Below are 24866 nucleotides of genomic sequence, written 5' to 3'. Positions count from 1 at the left end.
CGACGTGCGACGATGTGCGGCATGCCGCAGCAGCCCCCCGTTCGGAGCAGTCCTACGCGCCCGTCGCGCCCGGACGCCTCCATGTCGCTGCTCACCAATGTCATGGACCACAGCCTTGACGACGGTTACGCCGAGGCGGCTGCCCGGAAGCAGGCCGAGGGCACCGGCGGGATGCCGAAGACGGTACGGGCGAAGCTCGGACTCGCGGCAGGCCTCGTCCTTGCGGCCCTGGTGGTGACCCTGGGAGCGGCGAACGCGCGGATCGCGGCGCCTGTCATCGCCAAGGAGCGTGAGGAACTCATCGACCGTGTCGAGAGTGAGACCGCGGCCGCGGACAAGCTCGAGGACAATGTCGATACTTTGCGCGCCGATGTGAGTGCCCGGCAGCGTGAGGCGCTGAAGTCGGACGGGGGCAGCGGGCAGGCCGACTTGGTGGGCATTCTGTCGGGCGCCACCGCGGTGCACGGTCCGGGCGTGAAACTCGTCGTGGACGACGCCGAGGAAGCCAGTCAGGACGGCGACGGTGATCCGCGGGAGACGTCGGGGTTCTCCGACACAGGACGCGTGCGTGACCGTGACATGCAGCGGGTCGTCAACGGGCTGTGGGAGTCGGGTGCCGAGGCCATCTCGATCAACGGCCAGCGGCTGACGGCCTTGTCGGCGATCCGGGCCGCGGGTGACGCGATACTGGTCGACAACAAGCCGCTGGTACCGCCGTACACGGTGCTCGCGGTGGGCGACGGTCAGCGGCTCAGCACCAGGTTCCAGAACAGTGCCGACGGGCTGTATCTGCATGCCCTGCAGGAGAACTACGGGATCCGGACCAGCATTTCCGTCCAGGACGACGTCCGGTTGGCCGCCGCACCGAGTGTGATCGTACGTACAGCACAGCCGAGCACAGAGAAGGGCACATCGTGATCGCCGTACTGGGCCTCGTCGTGGGAGTCGTGGCTGGATTGTTGGTCCGGCCCGAGGTTCCGGTGGTCGTCGAGCCTTATCTTCCGATCGCCGTGGTGGCGGCGCTCGACGCCGTGTTCGGAGGCCTGCGCGCGATGCTCGACGGCATCTTCGACGACAAGGTCTTCGTGGTGTCGTTCCTGTCGAACGTGGTCGTGGCCGCGCTGATCGTCTTCCTGGGCGACAAGTTGGGTGTGGGCGCCCAGCTCTCCACCGGTGTCGTGGTCGTCCTCGGCATCCGCATCTTCTCCAATGCCGCGGCGATCCGTCGGCACGTGTTCCGGGCGTGAGGCCGATGAGCAACGACGACGAGGCATCGACGGCCTCCGGGACTCCGGAGAATCGTCTGCGCAAGGAACTTCCCGAAGAGATTCGGGCGCAGGCTCCCACGGCACAGGAGCCGGAGGAGAGGGAAGAGAGCGGCGAGCCGACGCTGACCGGTCGTCAGCGACTGGCGAAGGGACTGTGGCCGCCGCGCGTTTCGCGTGCGCAACTCATCGTGGCCCTGCTGCTGTTCGGCCTCGGCTTCGGTCTGGCCGTCCAGGTGGCGTCCAACAGCGACAGCGGCAGTGCCCTGCGCGGCGCGCGTCAGGAAGATCTCGTACGCATCCTCGATGAACTGGACAGCCGTACACAGCGTCTTGAGGACGAGAAGCAGGGTCTCGAGGATCAGCGCACCGAGTTGGAGAACAGTTCGGACCAGGCCGAGGAGGCTCGCAAGCAGACCGTCGAGAGGGAGAAGCAACTCGGCATTCTGGCGGGCACGGTGGCCGCGCAGGGCCCCGGCATCACTCTGACGATCAACGACAGCAAAGGGACGGTCGAGGCGGACATGCTGCTCGACGCGATCCAGGAGTTGCGTGCGGCAGGTGCGGAGGCGATCCAGGTGAACGGTGTGCGGGTCGTCGCCAGCACCTATCTGACGGATTCCGACAACGGCGTGAGCGTGGACGGGAACAAGATCACCCAGCCCTACCGTTTCAAGGTCATCGGCAAGTCGCAGGACCTGGAGCCAGCGCTCAACATCCCCGGAGGCGTGGTGCAGACACTGGAGAAGGAGCAGGCCACCGTCACGGTGGAGCCCTCGACGAAGATCGTGGTGGACGCCTTGCGACCGGCGAAGCAGCCTGACTACGCTCGGTCGTCCCAATGAGGCGGGGCCGCATGAGGGGCGCCCGGCCAGGGCATGAGGTTGCGGGGGGTCGGCGCACCGAATGGGTGGTGCGTGGTGGAAACTGTCAGGTGGATACGGACGTTGTGAGGGTGTCCGGCTCGACCGGTGTGTTCAGTCAGGGTTCGTCCTGCCCCACGGGCGGGTCTGTTTCGGTCAAGGGGAATCGCCCGTGAAGTTGTTTGCGAAGTTGTTCGGCAAGAGCGCACGAGGAGAGGGCGGCGACAATGCCACTGCCCGGCATCGTGCACCACGCCATGGAGACGCGGAGGACCAGGGTGGCGAGCGCCCGCTGTTCCGGGACCAGGTCGGCGGTGACATTTCCGGTGGTCAGGGCGCGCCGTCTGTTGACCCTGCCCAGTCCGGCCGCATAGGTTTCGGGGACCCGTCAGCCTCAAGTGCGGGTGGAGGGTTTCCCTCCGACCCGTACGCGTCCCATGCCCCTGGAGGGCAGCCGCGGCAGGAGGATCCGTCCATGTCGGCCCTGGTGTGTACGAGGTGCGGTAACCGCAACGCGGAAAACAGCCGTTTCTGCTCCAACTGCGGTGCGCCGCTGCGGAGCGGGGTGACCCCGGAGCGTCCGTCCGAGACGACGTCCACGATCTCCATTTCGGGCCTTGAGGCCTATGACGCCGAGGTGACGGGTCAGACGCTCTCGCCGGCGCTCTCCCCGGAGGCGCAGGCGGCGGTCGACGCACTGCCGCTCGGCTCGGCGCTCCTGGTGGTGCGCCGCGGTCCGAACTCGGGCAGCCGCTTCCTGCTGGACGGTGAGCTGACGACGGCCGGGCGTCATCCGCAGAGCGACATCTTTCTGGACGACGTGACCGTGTCACGCCGCCACGTGGAGTTCCGCCGCGTCGGTGACGGCTCGTTCACCGTGGCAGACGTGGGCAGCCTCAACGGCACGTACGTCAACAGGGAGCGGATCGACTCGGTCGCCCTCTCGAACGGCGACGAGGTGCAGATCGGCAAGTACCGGCTGGTCTTCTACGCGAGCCAGCGGGGCATCTGACCCTCCCCCGGGCTGCGTCCGGGGGGACCCCCAGGAAGGTCCATGCTTCAAACACCGAGCGGCGGTGCCGACACCGGTACCGCCGCCGTGGACAGTGGGCTGATGAGCATCGGCACGGTGCTCAACGTACTGCGCGACGAGTTCCCCGAAGTCACGATCTCCAAGATCAGGTTTCTGGAGTCGGAGGGGCTCATCGAGCCGCAGCGGACCCCCTCGGGGTATCGCAAGTTCAGCGCCAACGACGTCGAGCGCCTCGGCCATGTGCTGAGGATGCAGCGGGACCACTATCTGCCCCTGAAGGTCATCCGTGAGTACCTGGACGCCCTGGAGCGCGGTGAGCCGGTGCGGCTGCCGTCCGTGGGGCGTCAGCGCGACTCCGGCGAGGGAGAGCTGTTCGGCGGGCCCGAGGCGCCCACGGCCGCCCGGGTCGGCCGTGCCGAGCTGCTGGCCGCCGCCGAGATCGGTGATCAGGAACTTGAGGAGTGGGAGTCGTACGGGCTCATCGCGCCGCTGTCGGACGGGGCGTACGACGCCGAGGCGGTGACCGTCGCCGCGCTCGTCGTCGAGCTGGGGCGGTTCGGGATCGAGCCGCGCCATCTGCGTGCGATGAAGGCCGCGGCCGAGCGTGACGCGGGGCTGGTCGACCAGGTGGTGGCCCCGCTGCGGCGGCACCGCAATCCGCAGACGCGGGCGCACGCCGAGGCGCGTACGAAGGAGCTGGCGGGGCTCACGGTGAAGCTGCACGCCGCGCTAGTGCAGACCGCGCTCGGCGTGCGTCTGCCCTGACTCCGGGCGCTCGGCGGGCGTCGGATCGCCCACCCGTTCCGTGCCCGACTACCCAAACGTCCCGGGCACGGCCTAGGGTTGCTGTGTGAACGAGCTCGATGTCGTAGGTGTCCGGGTCGAAATGCCCTCCAACCAACCGATCGTGCTTCTGCGTGAAGTGGGAGGCGATCGCTACCTCCCCATCTGGATCGGACCGGGGGAGGCGACTGCGATCGCCTTCGCCCAGCAGGGCATGGCCCCGGCGCGCCCGCTGACCCACGACCTGTTCAAGGACGTGCTGGAAGCCGTCGGCCAGGAGCTCACCGAAGTGCGCATCACGGACCTGCGTGAGGGCGTGTTCTACGCGGAGTTGGTGTTCGCCAGCGGGGTCGAGGTGAGTGCCAGGCCCTCCGACGCCATAGCGCTGGCCCTGCGTACCGGGACGCCGATCTACGGCAGCGACGGCGTGCTCGACGACGCCGGTATCGCGATCCCGGACGAGCAGGAGGACGAAGTGGAGAAGTTCCGCGAGTTCCTCGACCAGATCTCGCCCGAGGATTTCGGCACCAACAGCCAGTGATGGCGCGGGTCCTCGGAGGGCTCCGGGTGGCAATTGCCAGCGGCCAGTGTGGTGCGCCGCGGCCCGCTCGGAGAGCATTCGGCTAGCCTTTCCCCGCGGTGGGGCGCGGGAAACCACTCCTAGGGTGATTATCACTCGGCGTGCCGAGTGTGGCGATCGTTGACGCACCCCTGGTGACTGCCTACCGTCGAGAAGGCAGGTCAAGGACGGAGGTCGGCGTGAGAAGCAGCGGCGACGGTACGGCTGGGGGTGCCCCCGGACGCGGTCTGGGGGAGAGCGGCCCGTACCCGCTTCACGGCAACGCGGCCGATCACGTTCCGCGGCGGCCGACGGCAGTGCCGGGTGAGGGAGGGGCGGTTTCCGAGGAGATCGGGTACCGCGGTCCCACGGCGTGCGCTGCCGCGGGCATCACCTATCGGCAACTGGATTACTGGGCGAGGACCGGGCTGGTCGAGCCGAGCGTGCGACCCGCATACGGGTCGGGGACGCAGCGGCTGTACAGCTTCCGGGACGTGGTCGTCCTGAAGATCGTCAAGCGGTTCCTGGACACCGGGGTGTCGCTGCAGAACATCCGCACCACGGTCCAGCACCTCAGGGAGCGCGGCTTCCGGGATCTGGAGCGGATGACGCTGATGAGCGACGGTGCCACGGTCTACGAGTGCACGTCCCCCGACGAGGTCCACGCGCTGCTCCAGGGTGGCCAGGGGGTCTTCGGGATCGCTGTGGGCGTGGTGTGGCGGGATGTCGAGAGCGCGCTCTCACAGCTGCACGGCGAGCGCGTGGACACCGGTGAGACGCTCCTCGGGAACAACCCCGCGGACGAGCTGGCGAGACGGCGCAACCGCGCGGTCTGATGAGCGGAACAGAGCGGAACAGACTGATGGTGCCCCGGCTTGCCGGGGCATTGTCAGTGGCGTAGGGCAGCATCGGAGATGTGAGAACCGCGCCCACGATCCTGCATCTCGACATGGATGCCTTCTTCGCCTCGGCGGAGCAGGCGGCCAAGCCGAGCCTGCGCGGGAAAGCGGTCGTCGTGGGCGGGCTGGGTCCGCGTGGAGTCGTCGCCACCTGCTCGTACGAGGCACGGGTCTTCGGGGTGCATTCGGCGATGCCCATGGCCCAGGCGCGCCGGCTCGCGCCGAACGCCGCGTATCTCGTGCCGCGCTTCGGGATCTACCGGGAGGTCAGCGAGCAGGTGATGGGGCTGCTGGGGGCCCTGTCGCCGCTGGTGGAGCCGCTGAGCCTGGATGAGGCGTTCGTCGATCTGGAGGCCGGGGGAGCGGCCTGGGACGAGGTATCGGCGCGGCTGACCGGGGTGAAACTGCGTGCGGACATCCGGGCCGTCACGGGACTCACCGGGTCGGTGGGGCTCGCCGCGTCCAAGATGCTCGCGAAGATCGCCTCGGAACAGGCCAAGCCCGATGGTCTGGTGCTGATAGAGCCGGGGACCGAGCGCGCCCTGCTGGGGCCCATGTCGGTGCGGACGCTGCCCGGCGTGGGGCCCGCGACCGGGGACCATCTGCGGCGGGCCGGGATCACCACCGTCGAGGAGCTTGCCGAGGCGGGCGAGGACGAGCTCGTACGGCTGGTGGGGAAGGCGCACGGGCACTCGCTGTACGCGATGGCGCTGGCCCACGACGACCGGCCCGTGGTGGCCGAGCGGGAGACCAAGTCGGTGTCCGTCGAGGACACGTACGACGTGGACATCCATGACCGGGTGCGGGTCGGTCTGGAGGTGCAGCGGCTCGCCGACCGGTGTGTGCAGCGGTTGCGGGGAGCCGGGCTGTCCGGGCGGACCATCGTGCTCAAGGTGCGGAAGTACGACTTCTCGACGCTGACGCGGTCCGAGACGCTGCGGGGGCCCACGGACGATCCCGCGGTGGTGCGGGAGGCGGCCGCGCGGCTCCTCGATGTGGTGGACACGACCGGTGGGGTACGGCTGCTCGGCGTGGGCGTCTCCGGGCTGGCCGACTACACGCAGGAGGACCTGTTCGCGCAGGCCCAGGCAGCCGCGGGGGAGCTTGCGGCTCAGGAGCATGCCGAGGAGGAATCGACGGAGGACGGCACGGTCGAGACGGTGCCGCCCGCCGAGCGGCGGTGGCCGGCGGGGCACGATGTGCGGCATGCCGAGTTCGGGCACGGGTGGGTGCAGGGGAGCGGGCTCGGGAGGGTGACCGTTCGGTTCGAGACTCCGTACTCCGAGCCCGGGCGGGTACGTACGTTCCGGACCGACGATCCGGAGCTGGAGCCGGCGGATCCGTTGCCGTTGGTGGCTGCCGTCGGCCATCGCCGTGACGGCTGAGTTCGGTTCGGCGCTGGGGGTCGTCCGGTCGCGCCCGAGCCCCCCGAAGGGACCGCGTCACCCGGGACCCGAGATGTTGTGTCAGGCCTCGTCCGTCCCTGCCAGGCGGCCGAAGTCGCGGTCCGGTGGAGTGGGAGGGGAGGCCACGTCGAGGCCGTAGTGGTGGTAGAGCTGGAGTTCCTGTTCGGGGGAGAGGTGGCGGCCGACGCCGAAATCGGGGGCGTCCTTGATCAGTGCTCGTTCGAAGGGGATGCGCAGGGTTCCTTCGACGAGCTCGCTGGGCTCCAGGGGTACGAAGGCGTCCCTGCTGAACAGGCCCGTGCGTATGGCCGCCCACTCCGGGACCCCGGTCGCGTCGTCGAGGTAGACCTCGTCGATCGTGCCGATCTTGGCGCCGTTGCGGTCGAATGCCTTGCGGCCGATCAGGTTGCGCGGATCGATGTCGGTCTGCACGGTGCCCTCCATTTGGTCGCAACTCATCCGTAAGCACTACAAAAGAGCAGATTCAGGAAGGTGGCCACTCGAAGGCCCGGGCGTTGCCCTCGCTGGTACCCTGGCAGCGGCTGCTGACCCCGCGCGGGAGAGTCCTCCAGACACCATCGGAGGGCGCCGAAGGAGCAAATCCTCCCCGGAATCTCTCAGGCCCACGTACCGCACGGACGAGGTCACTCTGGAAAGCAGGGCGGGTGCCGAAGACGGCTCCCGCTCTCACCGACGGTGAAAGTCGGGTCGCAGTGGGTGGGCGGGCCGGTGAAGCTCTCAGGTTGTGATGACAGAGGGGGAGGCCGTCGGGGTACCCGTGCCGGGGTGCCCCTCGAAGGTCGCGTCTGACCAGGAGGCCTCCGCCATGACCGCCCCTCGCATTCCGCTCTCCGAGCTCGAACAGGGAATCCCCTTCGAGCAGCGCCATATCGGGCCCGACACCGAGGCACGGGCCAAGATGCTCGCGCAGGTCGGATACGGCTCGCTCGACGAGCTCACGGCCACCGCGGTACCGGACGTGATCAAGAACGCCGAGGCGCTGGAGCTGCCGGGCGCGCGCACCGAGGCCGAGGTCCTGGCCGAACTGCGTTCCCTCGCGGACCGCAACCAGGTGCTCGACTCGATGATCGGGCTCGGCTACTACGGGACCTTCACTCCGCCGGTGATCCTGCGGAACGTCATGGAGAGCCCGGCCTGGTACACCGCGTACACGCCGTACCAGCCGGAGATCTCGCAGGGCCGGCTCGAGGCGCTGCTGAACTTCCAGACCGTCGTCGCCGAGCTGACCGGGCTGCCGACCTCCGGTGCCTCGCTGCTCGACGAGAGCACCGCGGCCGCCGAGGCGATGGCGCTGTCCCGGCGCATGGGCAAGAACAAGAAGGGTCTCTTCCTGGTCGACGCGGACGCGCTGCCGCAGACCGTCGCCGTCATCGAGACCCGCGCTGAACCAACCGGTGTCGAGGTCGTCGTCGCCGATCTGAGCGAGGGAATTCCGGCCGAGCTCGCCGAGCGTGAGATCAACGGCGTGCTGATCCAGTACCCGGGCGCCTCCGGTGCCGTACGCGACATCAAGCCGCTGATCGAGCAGGCACACGAGCTGGGTGCGGTCGTCACCGTCGCCGCCGATCTGCTCGCTCTGACTCTGCTCACCTCGCCGGGCGAGCTGGACGCGGACATCGCGGTCGGTACGACGCAGCGGTTCGGGGTGCCGATGGCCTTCGGCGGTCCGCACGCCGGGTACATGGCGGTGCGCGAGAAGTTCGCGCGCAGCCTGCCCGGCCGGCTGGTGGGTGTGTCCGTCGACGCGGACGGGCACAAGGCGTACCGCCTGGCCCTGCAGACGCGGGAGCAGCACATCCGTCGTGAGAAGGCGACGAGCAACATCTGTACGGCTCAGGTGCTGCTCGCCGTGATGGCGGGTATGTATGCCGTCTACCACGGTCCCGAGGGGCTGAAGACCATCGCGCGGCGTACGCACCGGTACGCGACGATCCTCGCCGAGGGTCTGAAGGCGGGCGGAGTCGAGGTCGTACACAGCGCCTATTTCGACACGCTGACCGTACGCGTCCAGGGCCGGGCCGCCGAGATCGTGGCGGGCGCCCGGGAGCGGGGGGTCAACCTGCACCTCGTCGACGCCGACCGTGTGTCGATCTCCTGCGACGAGACCACCACGCGCAGGCAACTGGCCGCTGTGTGGACCGCGTTCGGTGTCCAGGGTGATGTCGAGGCGCTGGACTCGGCCGCCGAGGACACTCTTCCGACCTCGCTGCTGCGCACCGACGAGTACCTCGCGCACCCGGTGTTCCACCAGTACCGCTCCGAGACGGCGATGCTGCGCTACCTGCGCAAGCTGTCCGACCGTGACTACGCGCTGGACCGCGGCATGATCCCGCTGGGCTCCTGCACGATGAAGCTCAACGCGACGACGGAGATGGAGCCGGTCACCTGGCCCGAGTTCGGGCAGCTGCACCCCTTCGCGCCCGCCGAGCAGGCGCAGGGCTACCTCACGCTCATCCGTGAGCTGGAGGAGCGGCTCGCCGAGGTCACCGGGTACGACAAGGTGTCGCTGCAGCCCAACGCCGGTTCGCAGGGTGAGCTGGCCGGTCTGCTCGCCGTACGCGGATACCACCGCGCGAACGGCGACGAGCAGCGCACCGTCTGCCTGATCCCGTCCTCCGCGCACGGCACGAACGCGGCGAGCGCCGTGATGGCCGGCATGAAGGTCGTCGTCGTGAAGACGGCGGACGACGGCGAGATCGATGTGGAGGATCTGCGCGCCAAGATCGAGCAGCACCGCGACGAACTGTCCGTGCTGATGATCACGTACCCCTCGACGCATGGCGTCTTCGAGGAGCACGTCGCCGACATCTGTGCGCAGGTGCACGAGGCCGGCGGCCAGGTGTACGTGGACGGCGCCAACCTCAACGCGCTGGTGGGGCTGGCCAAGCCGGGTCACTTCGGCGGTGACGTCTCGCACCTCAACCTGCACAAGACGTTCTGCATCCCGCACGGCGGCGGCGGTCCCGGCGTCGGTCCGGTCGGTGTCCGCGCGCACCTGGCGCCCTACCTGCCGAACCACCCCTTGCAGCCGGCGGCCGGTCCCGAGACCGGTGTCGGTCCGATCTCGGCCGCTCCGTGGGGCTCCGCCGGGATTCTGCCGATCTCGTGGGCGTACGTCCGGCTCATGGGCGGCGAGGGACTGAAGCGTGCCACGCAGGTGGCCGTGCTCTCCGCGAACTACATCGCCAAGCGCCTCGAGCCGCACTTCCCGGTGCTCTACACCGGTCCCGGCGGGCTTGTCGCGCACGAGTGCATCATCGACCTGCGGCCGCTCACCAAGGCGACCGGCGTGAGTGTCGACGACATCGCCAAGCGGCTGATCGACTACGGGTTCCACGCGCCGACGATGTCGTTCCCGGTGGCCGGCACGCTGATGATCGAGCCGACCGAGTCCGAGGATCTGGTGGAACTCGACCGGTTCTGCGAGGCGATGATCGCCATCCGCGGGGAGATCGAGAAGGTCGGCTCGGGTGAGTGGGCGGCGGACGACAACCCGCTGCGCAACGCTCCGCACACCGCCGCCTCGCTCGGCGGGGAGTGGGAGCACGCCTACAGCCGTGACGAGGCCGTCTTCCCGGCCGGTGTCTCGGTCGCGGACAAGTACTGGCCGCCGGTGCGCCGGATCGACCAGGCGTACGGCGACCGGAACCTCGTCTGCTCCTGCCCGCCGCTGGATGCCTACGAGGACTGATCAGCGTTCAGGACTTGGACGCTTACGGGGAGTAACCACCCTTGGATGCGCGTCGGGGCCGGTTCGGAGAGTGCGTCTCCGGGCCGGCCCCTCTTATGTCTGGGCGGCCTTGCGGGCGCCACCCGGTTGTGCGGTTCAGGCCGCCGTCATCACGTGCTCGCTGCCCTGCGGGCGGTGCGGGGCGATGATCTGGCCGTCAGGCAGGAGCTCACCGGTGTCCTCGAAGAGCAGAACGCCGTTGCACAGCAGGCTCCATCCCTGCTCGGGGTGGTGCGCCGCGAGGCGGGCGGACTCCCGGTCGGCGGATTCGGCTGGCGGACACGGCGGCTTGTGCTGGCACATGGATGGGATCTTTCGCTGGGTTGAGATGTGAGTGTTGGCTGTGGTTTCTGTCCTGCGGCTCGATGTGGTCATGGCCGCCCCCCGTTGATGTGTTGTATGGAACCCAGTGTTGCCCTACGGGCGTCAATCCGCAGGGATTTAGCGGCAGCACTTCTCACAGGTTGATGACGCATCACCCGTGCGGACGGTTCATTCCAACTGCGTTGTCTCTTCGGGTGGTTCGTGATGGCCGGATGGGGCTAGTCAGGTCGGGCGCGGGGCGCGTTTTCCCTCGTACGAGCGCATTGGGGCCCGAACGAGCGAAGTGCCCCGCGCCGATGGGCCGGCGGCGGGGCACGGACGCTGGTGCGGGTATCTGTGCTACGCGGGTGAGCTGAGCAGCGGGGCGGGAGTGAGCCGGTGGGTGAGGACCGGCAGCAGTTCGGCGACGCGGTGCGGGCGGTGTGCGGCGATGCCGGGCGGGGCGGGCGCCAGCGGGACCAGGATGTCGGTTTCGGCGGGGTGGCCGGCGGCGCCGTCCGCGGTGACGTCGCCGTGCAGCCAGAGCGTGAGCATGTACAGCTCGGGCACGGACAGCAGGCGGGCCTGGTACGACTGCTTCATGCTCTCGGCCTGGCGCAGCGCGCGTTCGGTGGCCGTGATGTACGGGCCCTCGAAGAAGCGGGAGAAGGCCCAGCCGTCGGGGGTCAGCATGGTGTCGGCCGCGGCGACGGCGCGGTCGCCGCAGCGGATCAGGAAGCGCCACCCGGCGAGCCGGGTGGCGGACCCGGTCGCGGGGGTGATCCGGTCCAGGACGTGTACGGGGAGCGGGAGTTCGGGTGTGGCGGGTCCCTGTGCCATGCGCAGGGACGGAGTACGCGCCTCGCGGACGGCGGTGGGGGAACCGAGTGCCGTGAGGACGGAGCGCAGGGCGGGCGCGGGAGCCGGGGGTAGGTGCAGCGGCATGGTGGGTCGCCTCTCATTCGACAGGCACGGTGGCGCGAGGGCGGGGGCGGACGGCGCTGTCAGCTCTCGGGGTCAAAGGGGCGGGGGATCTGGATCTGCCGACAGTGTGTCGCCTGCCTGTGTCACCTGGATGGCAGGACCCTAGGACCGTGAGCGCCAACTCTCTGCCTCGTTCGCGGAGTTTATACGAGACGTGTTCTCACGGTGTTTCGTCTAGCCGCCTCGAATATGAAGAGCAAGGCAGTATTCGGTCGGCGAAACGAGAGGTTTATGATGGTTCTGTGCGGAAGCGCCGCGATGACCTCGGAATGCTTCGCCGGAGCGGTCGGCCGATTCTCGTCGGCGTTTTTCACGAGATCGTCCTGGAGTGAAACTGCGCACTGCTCCATGCCTGGTGAATGTGCCCGGGGGTACTCGGGTTCAGAGTAGCGGGCTGCGGGTGTCCGCAGGACGTTATCGATCGTGTTGCCTGGGCATCATCCCCCGTGACCAGGGACGCCAGGGGCCGGGATATCGGCCTGCCCATCCGAGGAGGGACGCTTCGATGGGAGAGAAGGTCGTGGGAGGGCCGTTCGCCCTGTCCGATCGCCAGTACTACCGCGGCAAGCTCCGGCAGTGTCTGACGGGGCTGGCGCGGCTGCTGGAGGAGGAGCGGTTCGACCGCCCGAAGAATCTCATGGGTCTGGAGATCGAGCTGAATCTCGCAGGGACCGACGGCACTCCGAGAATGATGAATGCGCAAGTACTTGAAAGGATTGCGAGCCGCGATTTCCAAACAGAACTCGCCATGTTCAACCTGGAAATCAACATAGCCCCACACCGATTGGGCGGCCGAGTATTCGACAGGCTCGCCGAGGAGCTGCGGACCTCCCTCGCGTACGCCCATCGGAAAGCGAAGGAAGTCGACGCCGGAATCGTGATGATCGGGATTCTGCCGACGCTCGACCAGAGCGACCTGGTCTCCTCGAACCTGTCGGACGTCGACCGCTACACCTTGCTCAACGACCAGATAGTCGCAGCCCGCGGCGAGGATTTCGCGCTCGACATCGATGGCGTGGAGCGCCTCGTCTGCACGTCGAAGTCCATCGCGCCCGAAGCCGCCTGCACCTCCGTGCAGTTGCACCTCCAGGTCACCCCGGGCCGGTTCGCCGACGTGTGGAACGCCGCGCAGGCGGTCGCCGCAGCCCAGGTCGCGGTGGGTGCCAACTCGCCCTTCCTCTTCGGCCACGAGCTGTGGAGCGAGTCGCGGCCCCCGCTGTTCCAGCAGTCCACCGACACCCGGCCGCCCGAGTTGCAGGCCCAGGGAGTGCGGCCGCGCACCTGGTTCGGGGAACGGTGGATCTCGTCCGCGTACGACCTCTTCGAGGAGAACCTGCGCTTCTTCCCGCCCCTGCTGCCCATCTGCGACGAGGAGGACCCGCTGGGCGTCCTGGACGCCGGGGGCACTCCCAAGCTCGCCGAACTCGTGCTGCACAACGGCACGGTGTACCGCTGGAACCGGCCCGTGTACGGGGTCGCCGACGGGGTCCCCCATCTGCGGGTCGAGAACCGGGTGCTGCCCGCGGGACCCACCGTCACCGACGTCATCGCCAACGCGGCCTTCTACTACGGGCTCGTCCGCGCGCTCGCCGAAGAGGCACGGCCCGTGTGGACGCGGCTGCCTTTCGCGTCCGCCGCTGCCAACTTCGACGCCGCGTGCCGCCATGGCATCGACGCGCGCCTGGAGTGGCCCAGGCGTGGCCGGTACGGCGGGACGCACGAGGTGGAGGCCGTGGCGCTGGTGCGTGACGAGCTGCTGCCGCTCGCCGCGGCGGGTCTAGACGCGTGGGGGGTCGAGCCCGCCGACCGGGACTTCTACCTCGGCGTGATCGAGGAGCGGTGCCGGCTGCGTGTCAACGGGGCGAGCTGGCAGGCGGCGACCTTCCACCGGGCGCTGGAGAAGGGGCTCGGGCGGGATGCCGCGCTGGCCGCGACCACGCGGCGCTACGGCGAGTTGATGCATCTCGGGGAGCCCGTGCACACCTGGCCGGTGGGTCTGCCGGAGCCGGTTTCCTTGAGGTGAAAGGTGAGAGGTGGGGGGTGAGACGGGCGTGAGAGGTGGGCGTCAGCCTTGGCTGCCCGCCTCCACGATCGCCTTCAGGATCACCGAGTGGATCTGTGACGGGTCGTTGACCTGGTGGCCGGAACCGCCGGTCGCCTTGGCGATCTCCTCGACCTCCTCCTGGTCGGCGTCCGGGCCCACCGCGATCGCGATCAGCAGCACCGGTCGCTCCGGGGTGGTGAGTTCCTGCAGCTTGGCGACCAGGGCCGAGCGCGTGATGCTTCCCGGGTCCTGGTTGACGCCGTCGGTCAGCAGGACCAGCGCGTTGAACTTCTCCTTCTCGTAGGAGGACGTGGCCGCCTGGTACGCGGCCAGCGTGGTGTCGTACAGGCCTGTCGACCCGCCCGGGACGGGCTCAAGGGCGCTGAAGGCGGCGGACAGCTTGTCCCGCTGGGTGCCCGCGCCCTTGGTGTCGCCGAGCCGCTCGGTCGGCACCACCACCTGGTAGTCGCGGTCGCCGTCGAGACGGGTGGAGAACTTCCACAGGCCGATCTCGTCCTCCGGAGTGAAGGTGGCGAGGGCCTGCAGCAGGGAGGCCTTGGTGACGTCCATCCGGGTCTGGTCGGTGCCGGGCACCGGCTCGGTCATGGAGGCGGAGGCGTCGACGACCGTGGTGATCCGGGCGCTCTGCACCGTGATCGTCCACATGCCGAGGGCCTCCTGGAGCGCCTTCGCCGAGGCCGGTTCGGCCGCAACACGCGCGTAGGGCTGCGGGGAGCGTCCGCCCGCCTCGGTGACCAGTGCGGCCGAGGGGTTCTCGTCGTCCGTGCGGAAGCCGTGCTTCTCCAGGATCTTCTGGGGCTCGGACTCGTCGAGGAGCGCCATGAACCGCAGTGCCGCGCGGCTCTGGTCGGTGCTGAGCCGCACCTCGTCGACCAGCGTGAACGGGTAGTCGAGCTGCGGCGATCCGTCCTCGGGGTAGAAGAGGTCGAGCCCGTCGGCGTTGTCGGCCGAGTTGTTGTACGCGAACGCCGCCTGCTCGGAGAGGATCAGTGCCTGGTTCCGCTTCGGGTTGCCCTGCTCGGTGCCCGAGGAGTCGCGGGGGAGGGTGTCCAGGACCTGGCTGTCGTTGTCGGAGGTGCGCTGCGAGAGCGCCTGGGCCATGGCGGCCGCCTGGGTGTCGCCGCCCTCGGTCTGCGCCGCCGCGCCGCTCAGCTGTGTCAGCGCGAGCAGACCGGTCGCGCTGCGCGCCGGGTCGGCGGCGCCGAGCTTCAGGCGGTCGCTCGTCATCGCGGCGCCGGCCAACTCGGTCCAGGTGTACGTCTTGTCGGGCCACCCCAGCGACTTGGCGGCCGTCGGGATCATGGCGACGCCGACCGGTGACGACGCTACGTTGCCGACGTCGCTCACCTGGGTCGCGTCGCTGTCCCCGGTGACGCGCTGCACCCACAGGTTCGAGTCGGGCACCCACGCCTGGACGTCGGACTTCTTGCCCGTCAGCAGGGCGTCGGCGACCTTGTACGACTCGCGAGCGGTCACGCTGACGTCGAGGCAGTGTCCGTCGGAGGTGATGTCGTTGTCACGGGCGTAGTCAGCCGTGGCGGTGAGAGCGGGCGCCAGGTCCGGCGATGCGGCGATCTTGACGCGCACCGCGTCGTCCCGGCAGGAGGAGCCGAAAGAGAGCAGGCCACCGCGGACCGCGACCGCAGTGCCCGCCGCGACCGTGAGTACGAGCGCCGTCGCGATGGCCACAGTGCGACGGCGCGCGCGTGGTCGGGGGTCGGCGGTGCCCGCCCCGTACTCGTCGGGCAAGCTGTGACGTCCCATGTGGGTGGTGCCTCCCTGTTGAGCCCTGAGCCGTGAAACGGTCACAAGGCAGACAAAAAGGGGGAGGTACGCCCCGTACGGCGCCCGTCCCCCCAACGGCCAGTCGCGCACGATCTTCGTAACTTCTTTCGAGACCCTAGCGGGGCGAAGATGGGGATGAGGCGGGATTACTCAACTGGAGGCGGGAGTGCAGGTGGAGGCGGGGTCGGTGGCCGATTCCTTTCGGGAGAAGGGGCTGACACGACGGATTTTCCGGGATGAGACGTTGCTCGTCCTGGGGCTCTCGCTCGGAGCGAGTGGGGTTTCCGCGCTGATCAGCTTTGTCGGGTCGGTCACCAAACCAGGGGGGCTCGCGAATCAGGCGGCCACCATGAACGCCTCGGCCGCGCCCGGGCGTCCCTGGCTGGATCTGGCCTGGCAGCTCTTCGGAATCGCGTCGGCGCTGGTGCCCGTCGCGCTGGTCGCGCACTTCCTGCTGAGGGAGGGCGAGGGGCTGCGCGTGATCGGCTTCGACCGCACGCGCCCCTGGCCGGACCTAGGGCGCGGGGCCGTGATCGCGGCGGTGATCGGCAGCACGGGCATCGCCTTCTATCTGGCGGCCCGGGGGTTCGGCGCCAACCTCACGGTGGTGCCCGAGGCGTTGCCCGACGTGTGGTGGAAATTCCCCGTGCTGATCATGTCCGCGATCCAGAACGCGGTCCTCGAAGAGGTGATCGTCGTCGGGTATCTGCTGCGCCGCCTCGGCCAGTTGGGCTGGACGCCGGTCACCGCACTGGTGGCGAGCTCGGTACTGCGCGGCTCGTACCACCTCTACCAGGGCATCGGCGGCTTCCTCGGCAACATGGCGATGGGTGTGGTCTTCGTCTACCTGTACCGGCGTTGGGGGCGTGTCGGGCCGCTGGTCGTGGCGCACTCGTTCCTCGACATCGGGGCGTTCGTGGGGTACGCGCTGCTGGCGGGGAAGGTGGGGTGGCTGCCGACCGCGTGAGGCGGTGCTGAAGGGCGTGCGGCGCTTGTAGGGGCGTACGGCATTCTCGTACGCCCCTTCTGTGCCGCTACGCGAGTCTGTGCTGCTATGCGAGCAGTTCGCCCTCGATGACCGTGACCGCGCGGCCTGTGAGGAGCGTGCGGGCGCCGCGCAGTTGGGTGCGGACGAGGCCGGAGCGTGTGGAGGCTTGCAGGCCGGTGAGGTCCGGGCGGCCGAGGCGTTCGGACCAGTAGGGCGCGAGCGCTGTGTGGGCGCTGCCCGTGACCGGGTCCTCGTCGATGCCGACGTTCGGGAAGAAGCAGCGGGACACGAAGTCGTAGCCCTGGGAGGGGTCTTCGGCACGGGCGGTCGCGATGATGCCGCGCGTGGAGTATCGCGCGAGAGCCTTGTGGTCGGGGGCGAGGCCGCGGACCGTCTTCTCGTCGGCGACCTCGATCACCAGGTCGCCGATGTTCGGGCCGGTGTCGAAGGCCGTGAGCGGCTGGGCGCCGAGGGCCTCGGCGACGTTGTCCGGGATCTCGACCGGGGTGAGCGGCGCCGTGGGGAAGTCCAGCGTGATGGAACCGTCCTCGTGGGGCGTGGCGACGAGGACGCCGCTGAGCGTGGCGAACCGCACGGGTCCCTCGTGGGCGCCCGTGGTGTGCAGCACGTGGGCGGTCGCCAGCGTCGCGTGCCCGCACATCGCGACCTCGGTGACGGGGGTGAACCAGCGCAGCGCCCAGTCGGCCTCGCCGCCCTTGGGTAGGCGGTGGGCGAATGCCGTCTCGGCGTGGTTGACCTCCAGCGCCACGTTCTGGAGCCAGGCGTCGTCGGGGAAGGACGGGGACGACGGGGACGGGTCGAGGAGGAGGACCCCGGCCGGGTTGCCGGTGAAGGGGCGGTCGGTGAAGGCGTCGACGATTCGAATGCGCATGGGAGCGACGCTAACCCTGACGCGAAACCGTCGGCCAAGGCCAATTCCCTTGTGCTGGACCGTTTCTGGGCGGGAGGGGTTCGGGCCCCCACCGTGGGGTCAGCGCACGCTGCCGGGTTTCGTGACGCGGGGCAGCGGCTGCTCGGTCCAGATCGTCTTGCCCAGGGCCGTGTAGCGGGTTCCCCACGTCTGTGCGAGCTGCGCGGTGATGAAGAGACCTCGTCCGCCCTCGTCGACCGTGCCGGCGTGGCGCAGGTGTGGCGCGGCCGTGCCGGCGTCCCGTACCTCGCAGGTCAGGGTGCGGTCATGGATGAGGCGGAGCTCAAGCGGTGGGCTGCCGTACTTGAGCGCGTTGGTGACGAGTTCGCTGACGATGAGCTGGGTGTTGAAGGCCGTCTCGTCGTCCACGTGCCACGCGGCGAGCTGTCCGCGCGTGCGGCGTCGGGCGAGGGCCACGGCCGTGGGGTCGGCATCGAGCGGCCATGCGGCGAACCGGTCGGGGGGAAAGGAGCGGGTGCGCGCGACGATCATCGCGGCATCGCCGGCGCCCAGACCCGCCGGGAGCGCGTAGACGAGGGCGTCGCAGAGGTCCTGCAGCGGGCGCTCGCGGTAGTCCGGCGTCGACGGCAACGGACCTGAGGATTCCGCGAGATACGCGGTGAGGAGCGGGTCACTCGTGAACACCAGGACGCTGCCGTCCGGCACCTCGACGTCGACGGCGGCGAAGGGCGCGCCCTCCGTGGTGCCCAGCCGCGGCCCGGCAGGTGCGCGGGGGACGGAAACCGTGCGGTCCGGGCGTACGACGAGGGGAGCCAGGTGACCGCCCGCCGCCATCGTGCACATGCCGGTGAGAGGGTCGTGTACCGCGTACACGCAGTCGGCGGTGAGCGCCTCGCGGCGCAGCGGATCGCCGAACGGGAGATGCGACCGTTCGGCGGCGAGTTGTCGCGCCGTGTGGTGCAGACGGGCGAGGAGTTCGTCGGGGGCGAGGTCGAACGCCGACAGGGAGCGTACGGCGGTGCGCAGCTGCCCCATGGTCGCGGCCGCGTGCAGGCCGCGCCCCGACACCTTGCCCACGACGAGGGCGGTGCGGGCGCCCGACAGGGCGATGGTGTCGTACCAGGCGCCCGGATCGGCGCCGGTGACGGAGAGGTAGGCGGTCTCCAGCGACGGGTGGGTCACCGGGTGGCGGGGCAGCAGTTGGCGCTGGACCGTGGCGGCGACCGTGTGCTCCCGTGTGTAGCGCCGCGCGTTGTCGATGCACAACGCCGTGTGTGTGGCCAGCTCGGCCGCGAGCTCCCGGTCGCCCTCGTCGAAGGGGGGAGAGTTTCCGCTGCGGTACAGGCTGACCACGCCGAGGGCCGCGTCGCGCAGCGCCAGGGGGACCACGAGGAGGGAGTGGGCTCCCGAGTTGTGGATGGCCTCCGCGCGCGGGGGATCGACGGACAGCCACGGCGTGGTCGGATGGATCGCGACCACACGTGGTTGCAGGTCGGCCAGGGCTTGGGTGAAAGGGGTCGGAGCCGGCAGGCGGCGGACATCGCCCACCGGATGGGCCTGCGGCGGCCGCGCCCGGTTGCTGCGGAACGCGGTGCGCATCAAGGGTGTGCCCGTGGGCAGCGGGGCGTGCGGCGGGTCGTCGCCGCGGATCACGGCCTCCACCACCTCCACGATCGCGATGTCGGCGAACGCGGGGACCACGGTCGGGACGAGTTCCTCGCCGGTCACCGCCGGATCCAGGGTGCGTCCCACGTATCGGCGTACGGCGTCGAGCACCTCTCTGCGGGTGCGGGCCCGTTCCCGTTCGGTGACGTCGATCGCGGTGACCGCCACCCCGAGCACGGACCGGCGCGGGCTCTCCAGGCGCAGCGCGCTGATCTCGAAGTGCCGCTCGTGCGGTGGGTCCCCCTTGACGCGCGCCCGGACGACGCGCCGCAGGAGGGGGACCCCGCTGTCCAGCACTTCGTGCAGGAGTGTCTCCAGGTCGCTGCCTTCGACGATGTCGTAGACATCGCGGACCGGCCGTCCTTCCAGGTCGTGCAGGGACACGCCACGCATGAGGGGGGTGGCGGTGTTGACCCGTACGACCCGCAGATCGGTGTCCAGCAGGTGGAGCCCGATCGGTGACTGCGTGAACAGCGCCTCCAGCATCGAGAACGCCGTCTCGTCCACGTGCCGGCCGGGATCGCTGTGCGCCACGGGGACCACCTCCGAGCTCCCATTGCGCTTGCTCCGGCGCACGGCTGCCCCATGTCCGGGCGCGATTCCAGGGTGCTCCGCGGTCGGCGCGACCGCACCCGCAGAGCGCCGGACCGTGCTGAGGACGCCTGCGGGAACGCACGCCCGAGAACTCACCCGTGCCGGGGGAGGCCCGGCGCTCCCGGCAAGGCGAGGGTGGCGGATGCGGAGCGCATGGCGCTCGGGACGCTCGGGTGCCTGGGACGCTCCGGCCGGAAAGGGACCACCGACATGCGACGCTACCCCCCGATCGCGGACCATGGGCTGGTCGGAGACCTGCAGACCGCCGCGCTGGTCTCCTCCGACGGCACGGTCGACTGGCTGTGCGCGCCCAGGTTCGACTCGCCCAGCGTGTTCGCCTCGCTCCTCGACCACGACCGCGGTGGGCACTTCACCGTCGCCGCCGACACCCAACGCCCTCCGGTGCAGCTGTACCTGCAGGACACCGCGATCCTGGTGACCCGTTTCCTCGGGGAGACGGGAGTGGGCGAGGTGCTCGACTTCATGCCGGTGGACCACCCGGAGCGCCCGGCGGCCCGGCACCGGCTGGTCAGGGTCCTGAGGGCGACTCGTGGCCAGGTCCGCTTCTCCCTGGAGTGCAGGCCCCGTTTCGACTACGCCCGAGCCGCGCACCGCACCGACGTGGGCGAGGACACGGTCCGCTTCGACGCTCCCGGGGCCCAGGCCTTGCTGCAGACGGCCGGCCCCATCAGGTGGAGCAGGGAAGGGGACGACGTGCGCAGCGAACTCACCCTGGCCGAGGGCGAGTTCGCCGCCGTACTGCTGACGGTGGGGGACGCGGACGACACGCCCGTGTCACCGCTGACGGAGGCGGACGTGAGGACGCTGTTCGAGGGGACCCGGGACTTCTGGCACGCGTGGGTACGCCGCAGTCGCTACCACGGACGCTGGCAGGACATGGTGAACAGGTCGGCCATCACCCTGAAACTGCTCACGTACGCGCCGACCGGAGCGCCCGTCGCGGCGCCCACCATGGGGCTGCCCGAGCAGATCGGCGGCACACGCAACTGGGACTACCGCTACACCTGGGTGCGTGACGGCTCATTGTCCGTCGGTGCACTGCTGGGACTCGGCTACCTGGAGGAGGCCCACGCGTTCAGCAAGTGGCTCGGTGACCGGGTCCGGGCGGGCCGCACCGTGAGCGGCGAGCCCCTGCAGATCATGTACCGCATCGACGGCGAACCGGACCTGCCGGAGGAGATTCTCGACCACTTCGAGGGCTACCGCGGATCGGCGCCGGTACGGGTGGGCAACGGCGCCGCGGGCCAGCTCCAGCTCGACATCTACGGTGAGGCGGCGATGGCACTGGCGCAAGCGATGCAGGACGCCGGCGAAGTGCCGCCGCACGACGGCTGGCAGGCCCTGTCCGGGGTGCTCGACTGGCTGGTGAAGGCCTGGGACCGGCCCGACGAGGGGATCTGGGAGACCCGGGGCGGGCAGAAGGACTTCACCTACAGCCGCGTCATGTGCTGGACCGCCTTCGACCGGGGCATCCGGATGGCCCGTGAATTCGCCCGGCCCGCCGACACCGCGCAGTGGGGCGCGGCACGGGACGACATCATGCGCCAGGTCATGGAGCGAGGCTGGAGTACAGAGCGCCGGGCGTTCGTCCAGCAGTACGAGGACACCACCCTCGATGCCTCCCTGCTGCTCATGCCCTCCGTCGGATTCGTCTCGCCGAAGGATCCGCGCTGGCTGTCCACGCTGGAGGCGATGGAACAGGAACTCGTCTCCGACAGTCTCGTCCTCCGGTACGACCCGCAGGCGTCCCCGGACGGGCTGCGCGGCAGCGAGGGCACCTTCTCCCTGTGCAGCTTCCTGTACGTCGACGCCCTCGCGCAGGCGGGACAGCTCGGCCCGGCCAGGTATGCCTTCGACAAGATGCTCACCTACGCCAATCACGCGGGTCTGTTCGCCGAGGAGATCGGTCCGACGGGGGACCAGCTCGGAAACTTCCCGCAGGCCTTCACGCACTTGGCGCTGATCACGGCCGCCCTCTCGCTGGATCACCAGATGGACGCCGTCCGCTGAGGGCGCGGGCCTTCGCAGGGACCCGCGGGAGTGCGCGGCCGTCGCCGTTCGCTCCTCCGGGCGGGCACCGGGTCCGCCGCGCACATGCGCGGTAACGCTGGGATGCTGGAAGGAGCGCTGCCCATGACCTGACGAACAGTGGTGGTGAGTTCCATGGCTGGGTTGGCGGAGAACGGCCAGGAAGCGACCACGCCGGGCGCCGATCCCAGGGGAGACCCGTTTCTGCGTACGCGGTTCGCGATACCGACGCCCCCCGCGACGTTCCTGCGGCGGGAGCGGTTGGTCAGCCACCTCGACCAGGCACTTCTGACTCCGTTGACCATGGTCAACGGAGCCGCGGGGGCGGGCAAGACCCTGCTGGTCGCCGACTGGACGGCGGCACGGGACACGTCCGTCGCCTGGCTCACCACTGACGCGGACCAGGGGTGCGGAACGTTCTGGGCGTATCTGCTGCAGGCCCTGCGCGTCTCCGGTGTGCCGCTGCCCGCCGGGGTCGGGTTCCCCGCGGACGCGAGCCGTGTGGACCACGCACTGTTGGCGAGGCTCGCCGCCGCACTGAGCGATCGGGACCGGCCCGCGATCGTGGTGCTCGACGCGTACGACCGTGTGACCGGCCCGGAGATCGCGGAGCAGCTGGAGTTCGTGCTGCACCACGCGGGACGCGGAATGCGCCTGATTCTCGTCACCCGCACCGAGCCGCTGCTGCCGCTGCACCGCTACCGGGCGGCCGGCGACATGACGGAGATCAGGGACGCGGAGCTGGCCTTCACCCTCGACGAGGCGGCCGTGCTGCTGGAGTCGCACGGGCTGCACCTTCCCGCACACGCCGCGCGCACGCTCGTGGAGCGCACCCGGGGATGGGCCGTCGGGCTGCGGCTGTGCGCCCTGGCCGCGCGGGAGAGCCCGGATCCCGAGAGGTATCTGAAGGAGTTCGAGGCCGACCGGACCACGGTCGCCGACTTCCTGCTCGCGGAGGTGCTCAAGGGGCAGAGCCCCGAGACGCAGGACCTCCTCATGCGGGTCAGCGTCCTCGAGCGCTTCTGTCCCGAGCTGGTGAACGCGCTGACGGAGAGGACCGATGCGGAGTCCATCCTGGCCGCGCTGCACCGCGAGAACGCCTTCGTCGAGGACCTCGGGCACGCCTCGTACCGCCTCCACCCCCTCTTCGGGGAGATCCTCCGTGCCCATCTGCGGATGCGGTCTCCCGGCCTGGAGCCCGAACTCCACCGGCGGGCCGCGGCCTGGCTGCGGCGCTCCGGATCCCTCGCGGAGACACTCGGTCACGGTGCGGCCGCGGGCGACTGGGAGTTCACGGCCGGTGCCCTCGTCGACGACCTCGCCATCGGCCAGCTCTTCACCGGCCTGCGCCGCGACGACCTGGCCGAACTGTTCTCAGAGATGGGGCCCGAGGCCACCAGCCCCGCCACGGATCTCGTCCGAGCCGCCCGTGAACTGTCCCGGTGCGACCTCGACCGGGGCCTGACCCACCTGGAGCACGCCGAGCAGAGTCTGGCGGGGCAGCAGATGCCGGCGGGGGACGGTTCAACCGGCCTGGCGGCGGCCCAGCTGAGCTGTGCCCTCCTTGAAGCCCTGGCGGCCCGGCTGACCGGTTCGCCGGGCAGGGCGGAAATGGCGGCGGAGGCGGCCGGGAAACTCCAGGAGCGGATGCCCGCCCGCCTGCTGGAGGAGCATCCCGAACTCACCGCTCTCCTGATGACCCACCTTGGCTCGACGCGGCTGTGGGCCGGGCGCTTCGACGACGCACGCGCCGCCCTGACCGCGGCGGCCGGCTCCTCCGGGGGAGCTTCGACGGCACTTCCGCGCGGGGAGTCCCTGGGGCATCTGGCCCTGATCGACTACTTGAACGGCTGGCTCGGCAGGGCGGAACGCAAGGCCCTGGCGGCGATGCACACGGCGGAGCGGTTCAGTCTGCCTCGGGTGTCCGGATCCGGCCTCGGCCTACTGGTGCTGGCCGCCGTCGCCGTCGACCGGAACGAACTGAGTGAGGCTCAGGACCTTCTCGACGCGGCCGCCGACCCCCACCCCGAGATGCGGGACCCGGTGACGGAAGCGGGGCGGTCGATGGCCACCTCCGGTCTGCTGTCCGCGAAAGGTCACACGCAAGCCGCGCTCGCGGCGGCGCAACCGGCGGTCGCCGCCGACGTCGTCTCCCCCTGGGCGATGGGACACACCGCGCTGGTCACCTCCGCCGTACACCTGGCGGAAGGCAGGCCGGAAACGGCCGCCGAGCTGCTGCAAGCGGTGCCCGACGGCCAGGTGGCGTGCGTCGTGGGGGCTGCGCGGGCCGAGCTCGCCGCGGGCAGGCCCGCCGCGGCGATCGACCTGCTCGACGGCTTGCGCCCCGAGGGCCGCCTCGGCCCCGCGGTGACCGTCCGGGCCGCGCTGGTGAGGGCGCGCGCCGCCGAGGAGGCGGGGGACTTCGCCGCCTCGCGCAGGCTCGTTCTCCAGGCTCTCCGCGAGGCCCGGCCCGAACGGCTCCGGCGTCCCTTCATCGAAGCCGGGCCGTGGATCCGGCCGCTGCTGGGCCTCGTACCGATGCGCGGGCTTGCCGCGGGGTGGCTCACACCCGGTCCGACACCTCACGGCGGTCCGTGCCCGCCCAAGGACCAGCCGCCGGCGCCCGTCGTGGAGGAGCTGACCGGACGCGAGCGCGATGTGCTGCAACGGCTGGCCCAGATGATGTCCACGGACGAGATCGCCGCCGATCTGTATGTCTCGGTGAACACGGTCAAGACCCACCTCAAGAGCGTCTACCGGAAGCTGGCGGTGAACCGGCGTCACGACGCGGTGCTCCGCGGGCGCGAACTGGGGTTGCTGTGACCGTCCCGGCGTGACCGGAACACGGGCCCCCGCGGCTCGTCCGGCTCGCCCGTGGTGGGTGAGGCGCAGGGTGAGCTCTTCGGTTGCCATAGGGGTGGCGGCAGGGAACGTACTCTCCGCTGCCCGGCCGACTCCGCCGGGTCCCGGGCCGATTTCGGC

19 protein-coding genes and 1 riboswitch are annotated in these 24866 nt (G+C 70.0%); of the genes, 13 read left to right on the top strand and 6 right to left on the bottom strand.

Annotated elements, in window-relative coordinates:
* The first annotated feature begins 12 nt into the window (after positions 1-12).
* The 8 genes from OG219_RS08555 to OG219_RS08520 all read left to right on the top strand — a co-directional run bounded on the left by OG219_RS08555 (position 13) and on the right by OG219_RS08520 (position 6787).
* On the top strand, positions 13-918 hold the full coding sequence (locus tag OG219_RS08555) for a DUF881 domain-containing protein (RefSeq protein WP_266824525.1): 906 nt from the start codon (positions 13-15) through the stop codon (positions 916-918).
* The gene (locus tag OG219_RS08550) at positions 915-1247 is read left to right on the top strand and encodes a small basic family protein (RefSeq protein ID WP_266824523.1); all 333 of its coding nucleotides are present in this window, start codon (positions 915-917) and stop codon (positions 1245-1247) included. The genes OG219_RS08555 and OG219_RS08550 overlap by 4 nt, the downstream gene beginning before the upstream one ends.
* A gap of 5 nt (positions 1248-1252) precedes the next feature.
* A complete protein-coding gene (locus OG219_RS08545; RefSeq protein ID WP_266824521.1) occupies positions 1253-2110 on the top strand; it encodes a DUF881 domain-containing protein in 858 nt (285 codons plus the stop codon).
* A gap of 61 nt (positions 2111-2171) precedes the next feature.
* On the top strand, positions 2172-3140 hold the full coding sequence (locus OG219_RS08540; RefSeq protein WP_266824519.1) for an FHA domain-containing protein: 969 nt from the start codon (positions 2172-2174) through the stop codon (positions 3138-3140).
* A gap of 42 nt (positions 3141-3182) precedes the next feature.
* Positions 3183-3926, top strand: a complete 744-nt coding sequence (locus OG219_RS08535) for a MerR family transcriptional regulator (protein ID WP_266467968.1) — start codon at positions 3183-3185, stop codon at positions 3924-3926.
* Between the two features lie 85 nt (positions 3927-4011).
* The gene (locus OG219_RS08530) at positions 4012-4485 is read left to right on the top strand and encodes a bifunctional nuclease family protein (protein ID WP_006123076.1); all 474 of its coding nucleotides are present in this window, start codon (positions 4012-4014) and stop codon (positions 4483-4485) included.
* A 218-nt stretch (positions 4486-4703) separates the two neighbouring features.
* Positions 4704-5339, top strand: a complete 636-nt coding sequence (locus tag OG219_RS08525; protein WP_266824516.1) for a MerR family transcriptional regulator — start codon at positions 4704-4706, stop codon at positions 5337-5339.
* Between the two features lie 80 nt (positions 5340-5419).
* Positions 5420-6787 (top strand): DNA polymerase IV, encoded by a 1368-nt coding sequence (locus tag OG219_RS08520; RefSeq protein WP_266824514.1) that lies wholly within the window; start codon positions 5420-5422, stop codon positions 6785-6787.
* Between the two features lie 81 nt (positions 6788-6868).
* Here OG219_RS08520 and OG219_RS08515 read toward each other — a convergent pair whose 3' ends face one another.
* A complete protein-coding gene (locus tag OG219_RS08515) occupies positions 6869-7240 on the bottom strand; it encodes a PRC-barrel domain-containing protein (RefSeq protein WP_266824512.1) in 372 nt (123 codons plus the stop codon).
* A gap of 114 nt (positions 7241-7354) precedes the next feature.
* Positions 7355-7451, top strand: a riboswitch (glycine riboswitch).
* A gap of 183 nt (positions 7452-7634) precedes the next feature.
* Here OG219_RS08515 and gcvP point away from each other — a divergent pair.
* Positions 7635-10520, top strand: coding sequence for an aminomethyl-transferring glycine dehydrogenase (gene gcvP / locus OG219_RS08510; RefSeq protein WP_266824509.1), 2886 nt, complete (start codon positions 7635-7637; stop codon positions 10518-10520).
* Positions 10521-10655: 135 nt separating this feature from the next.
* On the opposite strand, the gene OG219_RS08505 is transcribed toward gcvP, so the two are convergent.
* Together OG219_RS08505 and OG219_RS08500 are read right to left on the bottom strand one after the other, a co-directional pair.
* Positions 10656-10862, bottom strand: a complete 207-nt coding sequence (locus OG219_RS08505) for a DUF5999 family protein (protein ID WP_323183269.1) — start codon at positions 10860-10862, stop codon at positions 10656-10658.
* Between the two features lie 360 nt (positions 10863-11222).
* Positions 11223-11807, bottom strand: a complete 585-nt coding sequence (locus OG219_RS08500; protein WP_266824505.1) for a hypothetical protein — start codon at positions 11805-11807, stop codon at positions 11223-11225.
* A 544-nt stretch (positions 11808-12351) separates the two neighbouring features.
* Here OG219_RS08500 and OG219_RS08495 point away from each other — a divergent pair.
* Entirely contained in the window at positions 12352-13869 is a 1518-nt protein-coding gene (locus tag OG219_RS08495; RefSeq protein ID WP_266824503.1) for a glutamate--cysteine ligase, read from the top strand.
* Between the two features lie 42 nt (positions 13870-13911).
* On the opposite strand, the gene OG219_RS08490 is transcribed toward OG219_RS08495, so the two are convergent.
* Entirely contained in the window at positions 13912-15675 is a 1764-nt protein-coding gene (locus OG219_RS08490) for a substrate-binding and VWA domain-containing protein (protein ID WP_266824501.1), read from the bottom strand.
* A 187-nt stretch (positions 15676-15862) separates the two neighbouring features.
* On the opposite strand from OG219_RS08490, the gene OG219_RS08485 reads away from it, so the two are divergent.
* Positions 15863-16663 carry a CPBP family intramembrane glutamic endopeptidase gene (locus OG219_RS08485; RefSeq protein WP_266824499.1) on the top strand — a complete coding sequence of 267 codons (801 nt, stop codon included), beginning with the start codon at positions 15863-15865 and terminating at the stop codon, positions 16661-16663.
* Between the two features lie 85 nt (positions 16664-16748).
* Here the strand turns inward: OG219_RS08485 and OG219_RS08480 are convergent, their stop codons facing one another.
* Positions 16749-17576, bottom strand: coding sequence for a PhzF family phenazine biosynthesis protein (locus tag OG219_RS08480; RefSeq protein ID WP_266824497.1), 828 nt, complete (start codon positions 17574-17576; stop codon positions 16749-16751).
* A 99-nt stretch (positions 17577-17675) separates the two neighbouring features.
* A complete protein-coding gene (locus OG219_RS08475; protein ID WP_266824495.1) occupies positions 17676-19775 on the bottom strand; it encodes a SpoIIE family protein phosphatase in 2100 nt (699 codons plus the stop codon).
* Between the two features lie 270 nt (positions 19776-20045).
* Here OG219_RS08475 and OG219_RS08470 point away from each other — a divergent pair, with 270 nt between their 5' ends.
* Both OG219_RS08470 and OG219_RS08465 read left to right on the top strand, forming a co-directional pair.
* Positions 20046-21866, top strand: a complete 1821-nt coding sequence (locus tag OG219_RS08470; protein WP_266824493.1) for a glycoside hydrolase family 15 protein — start codon at positions 20046-20048, stop codon at positions 21864-21866.
* Between the two features lie 153 nt (positions 21867-22019).
* Positions 22020-24707 carry a LuxR C-terminal-related transcriptional regulator gene (locus OG219_RS08465; protein ID WP_266824491.1) on the top strand — a complete coding sequence of 896 codons (2688 nt, stop codon included), beginning with the start codon at positions 22020-22022 and terminating at the stop codon, positions 24705-24707.
* Positions 24708-24866: the final 159 nt, after the last annotated feature.

This window comes from Streptomyces sp. NBC_00038, assembly GCF_026343635.1.
Taxonomy (GTDB): Bacteria; Actinomycetota; Actinomycetes; order Streptomycetales; family Streptomycetaceae; genus Streptomyces.
Note: the sequence above shows the minus strand (reverse complement) of the source record. Positions and strands in the feature narration are given on the sequence as shown.

Bases quoted from the DNA above. Each gene is read 5' to 3' on its own strand.
- OG219_RS08540 (WP_266824519.1), top strand. From the start codon at position 2,172: ATGGGTGGTGCGTGGTGGAAACTGTCAGGTGGATACGGACGTTGTGAG.
- OG219_RS08490 (WP_266824501.1), bottom strand. From the start codon at position 15,675: ATGGGACGTCACAGCTTGCCCGACGAGTACGGGGCGGGCACCGCCGAC.
- OG219_RS08470 (WP_266824493.1), top strand. From the start codon at position 20,046: ATGCGACGCTACCCCCCGATCGCGGACCATGGGCTGGTCGGAGACCTG.
- OG219_RS08500 (WP_266824505.1), bottom strand. From the start codon at position 11,807: ATGCCGCTGCACCTACCCCCGGCTCCCGCGCCCGCCCTGCGCTCCGTC.
- OG219_RS08465 (WP_266824491.1), top strand. From the start codon at position 22,020: ATGGCTGGGTTGGCGGAGAACGGCCAGGAAGCGACCACGCCGGGCGCC.
- gcvP (WP_266824509.1), top strand. From the start codon at position 7,635: ATGACCGCCCCTCGCATTCCGCTCTCCGAGCTCGAACAGGGAATCCCC.
- OG219_RS08535 (WP_266467968.1), top strand. From the start codon at position 3,183: ATGCTTCAAACACCGAGCGGCGGTGCCGACACCGGTACCGCCGCCGTG.
- OG219_RS08545 (WP_266824521.1), top strand. From the start codon at position 1,253: ATGAGCAACGACGACGAGGCATCGACGGCCTCCGGGACTCCGGAGAAT.
- OG219_RS08480 (WP_266824497.1), bottom strand. From the start codon at position 17,576: ATGCGCATTCGAATCGTCGACGCCTTCACCGACCGCCCCTTCACCGGC.
- OG219_RS08495 (WP_266824503.1), top strand. From the start codon at position 12,352: ATGGGAGAGAAGGTCGTGGGAGGGCCGTTCGCCCTGTCCGATCGCCAG.
- OG219_RS08505 (WP_323183269.1), bottom strand. From the start codon at position 10,862: ATGTGCCAGCACAAGCCGCCGTGTCCGCCAGCCGAATCCGCCGACCGG.
- OG219_RS08555 (WP_266824525.1), top strand. From the start codon at position 13: ATGTGCGGCATGCCGCAGCAGCCCCCCGTTCGGAGCAGTCCTACGCGC.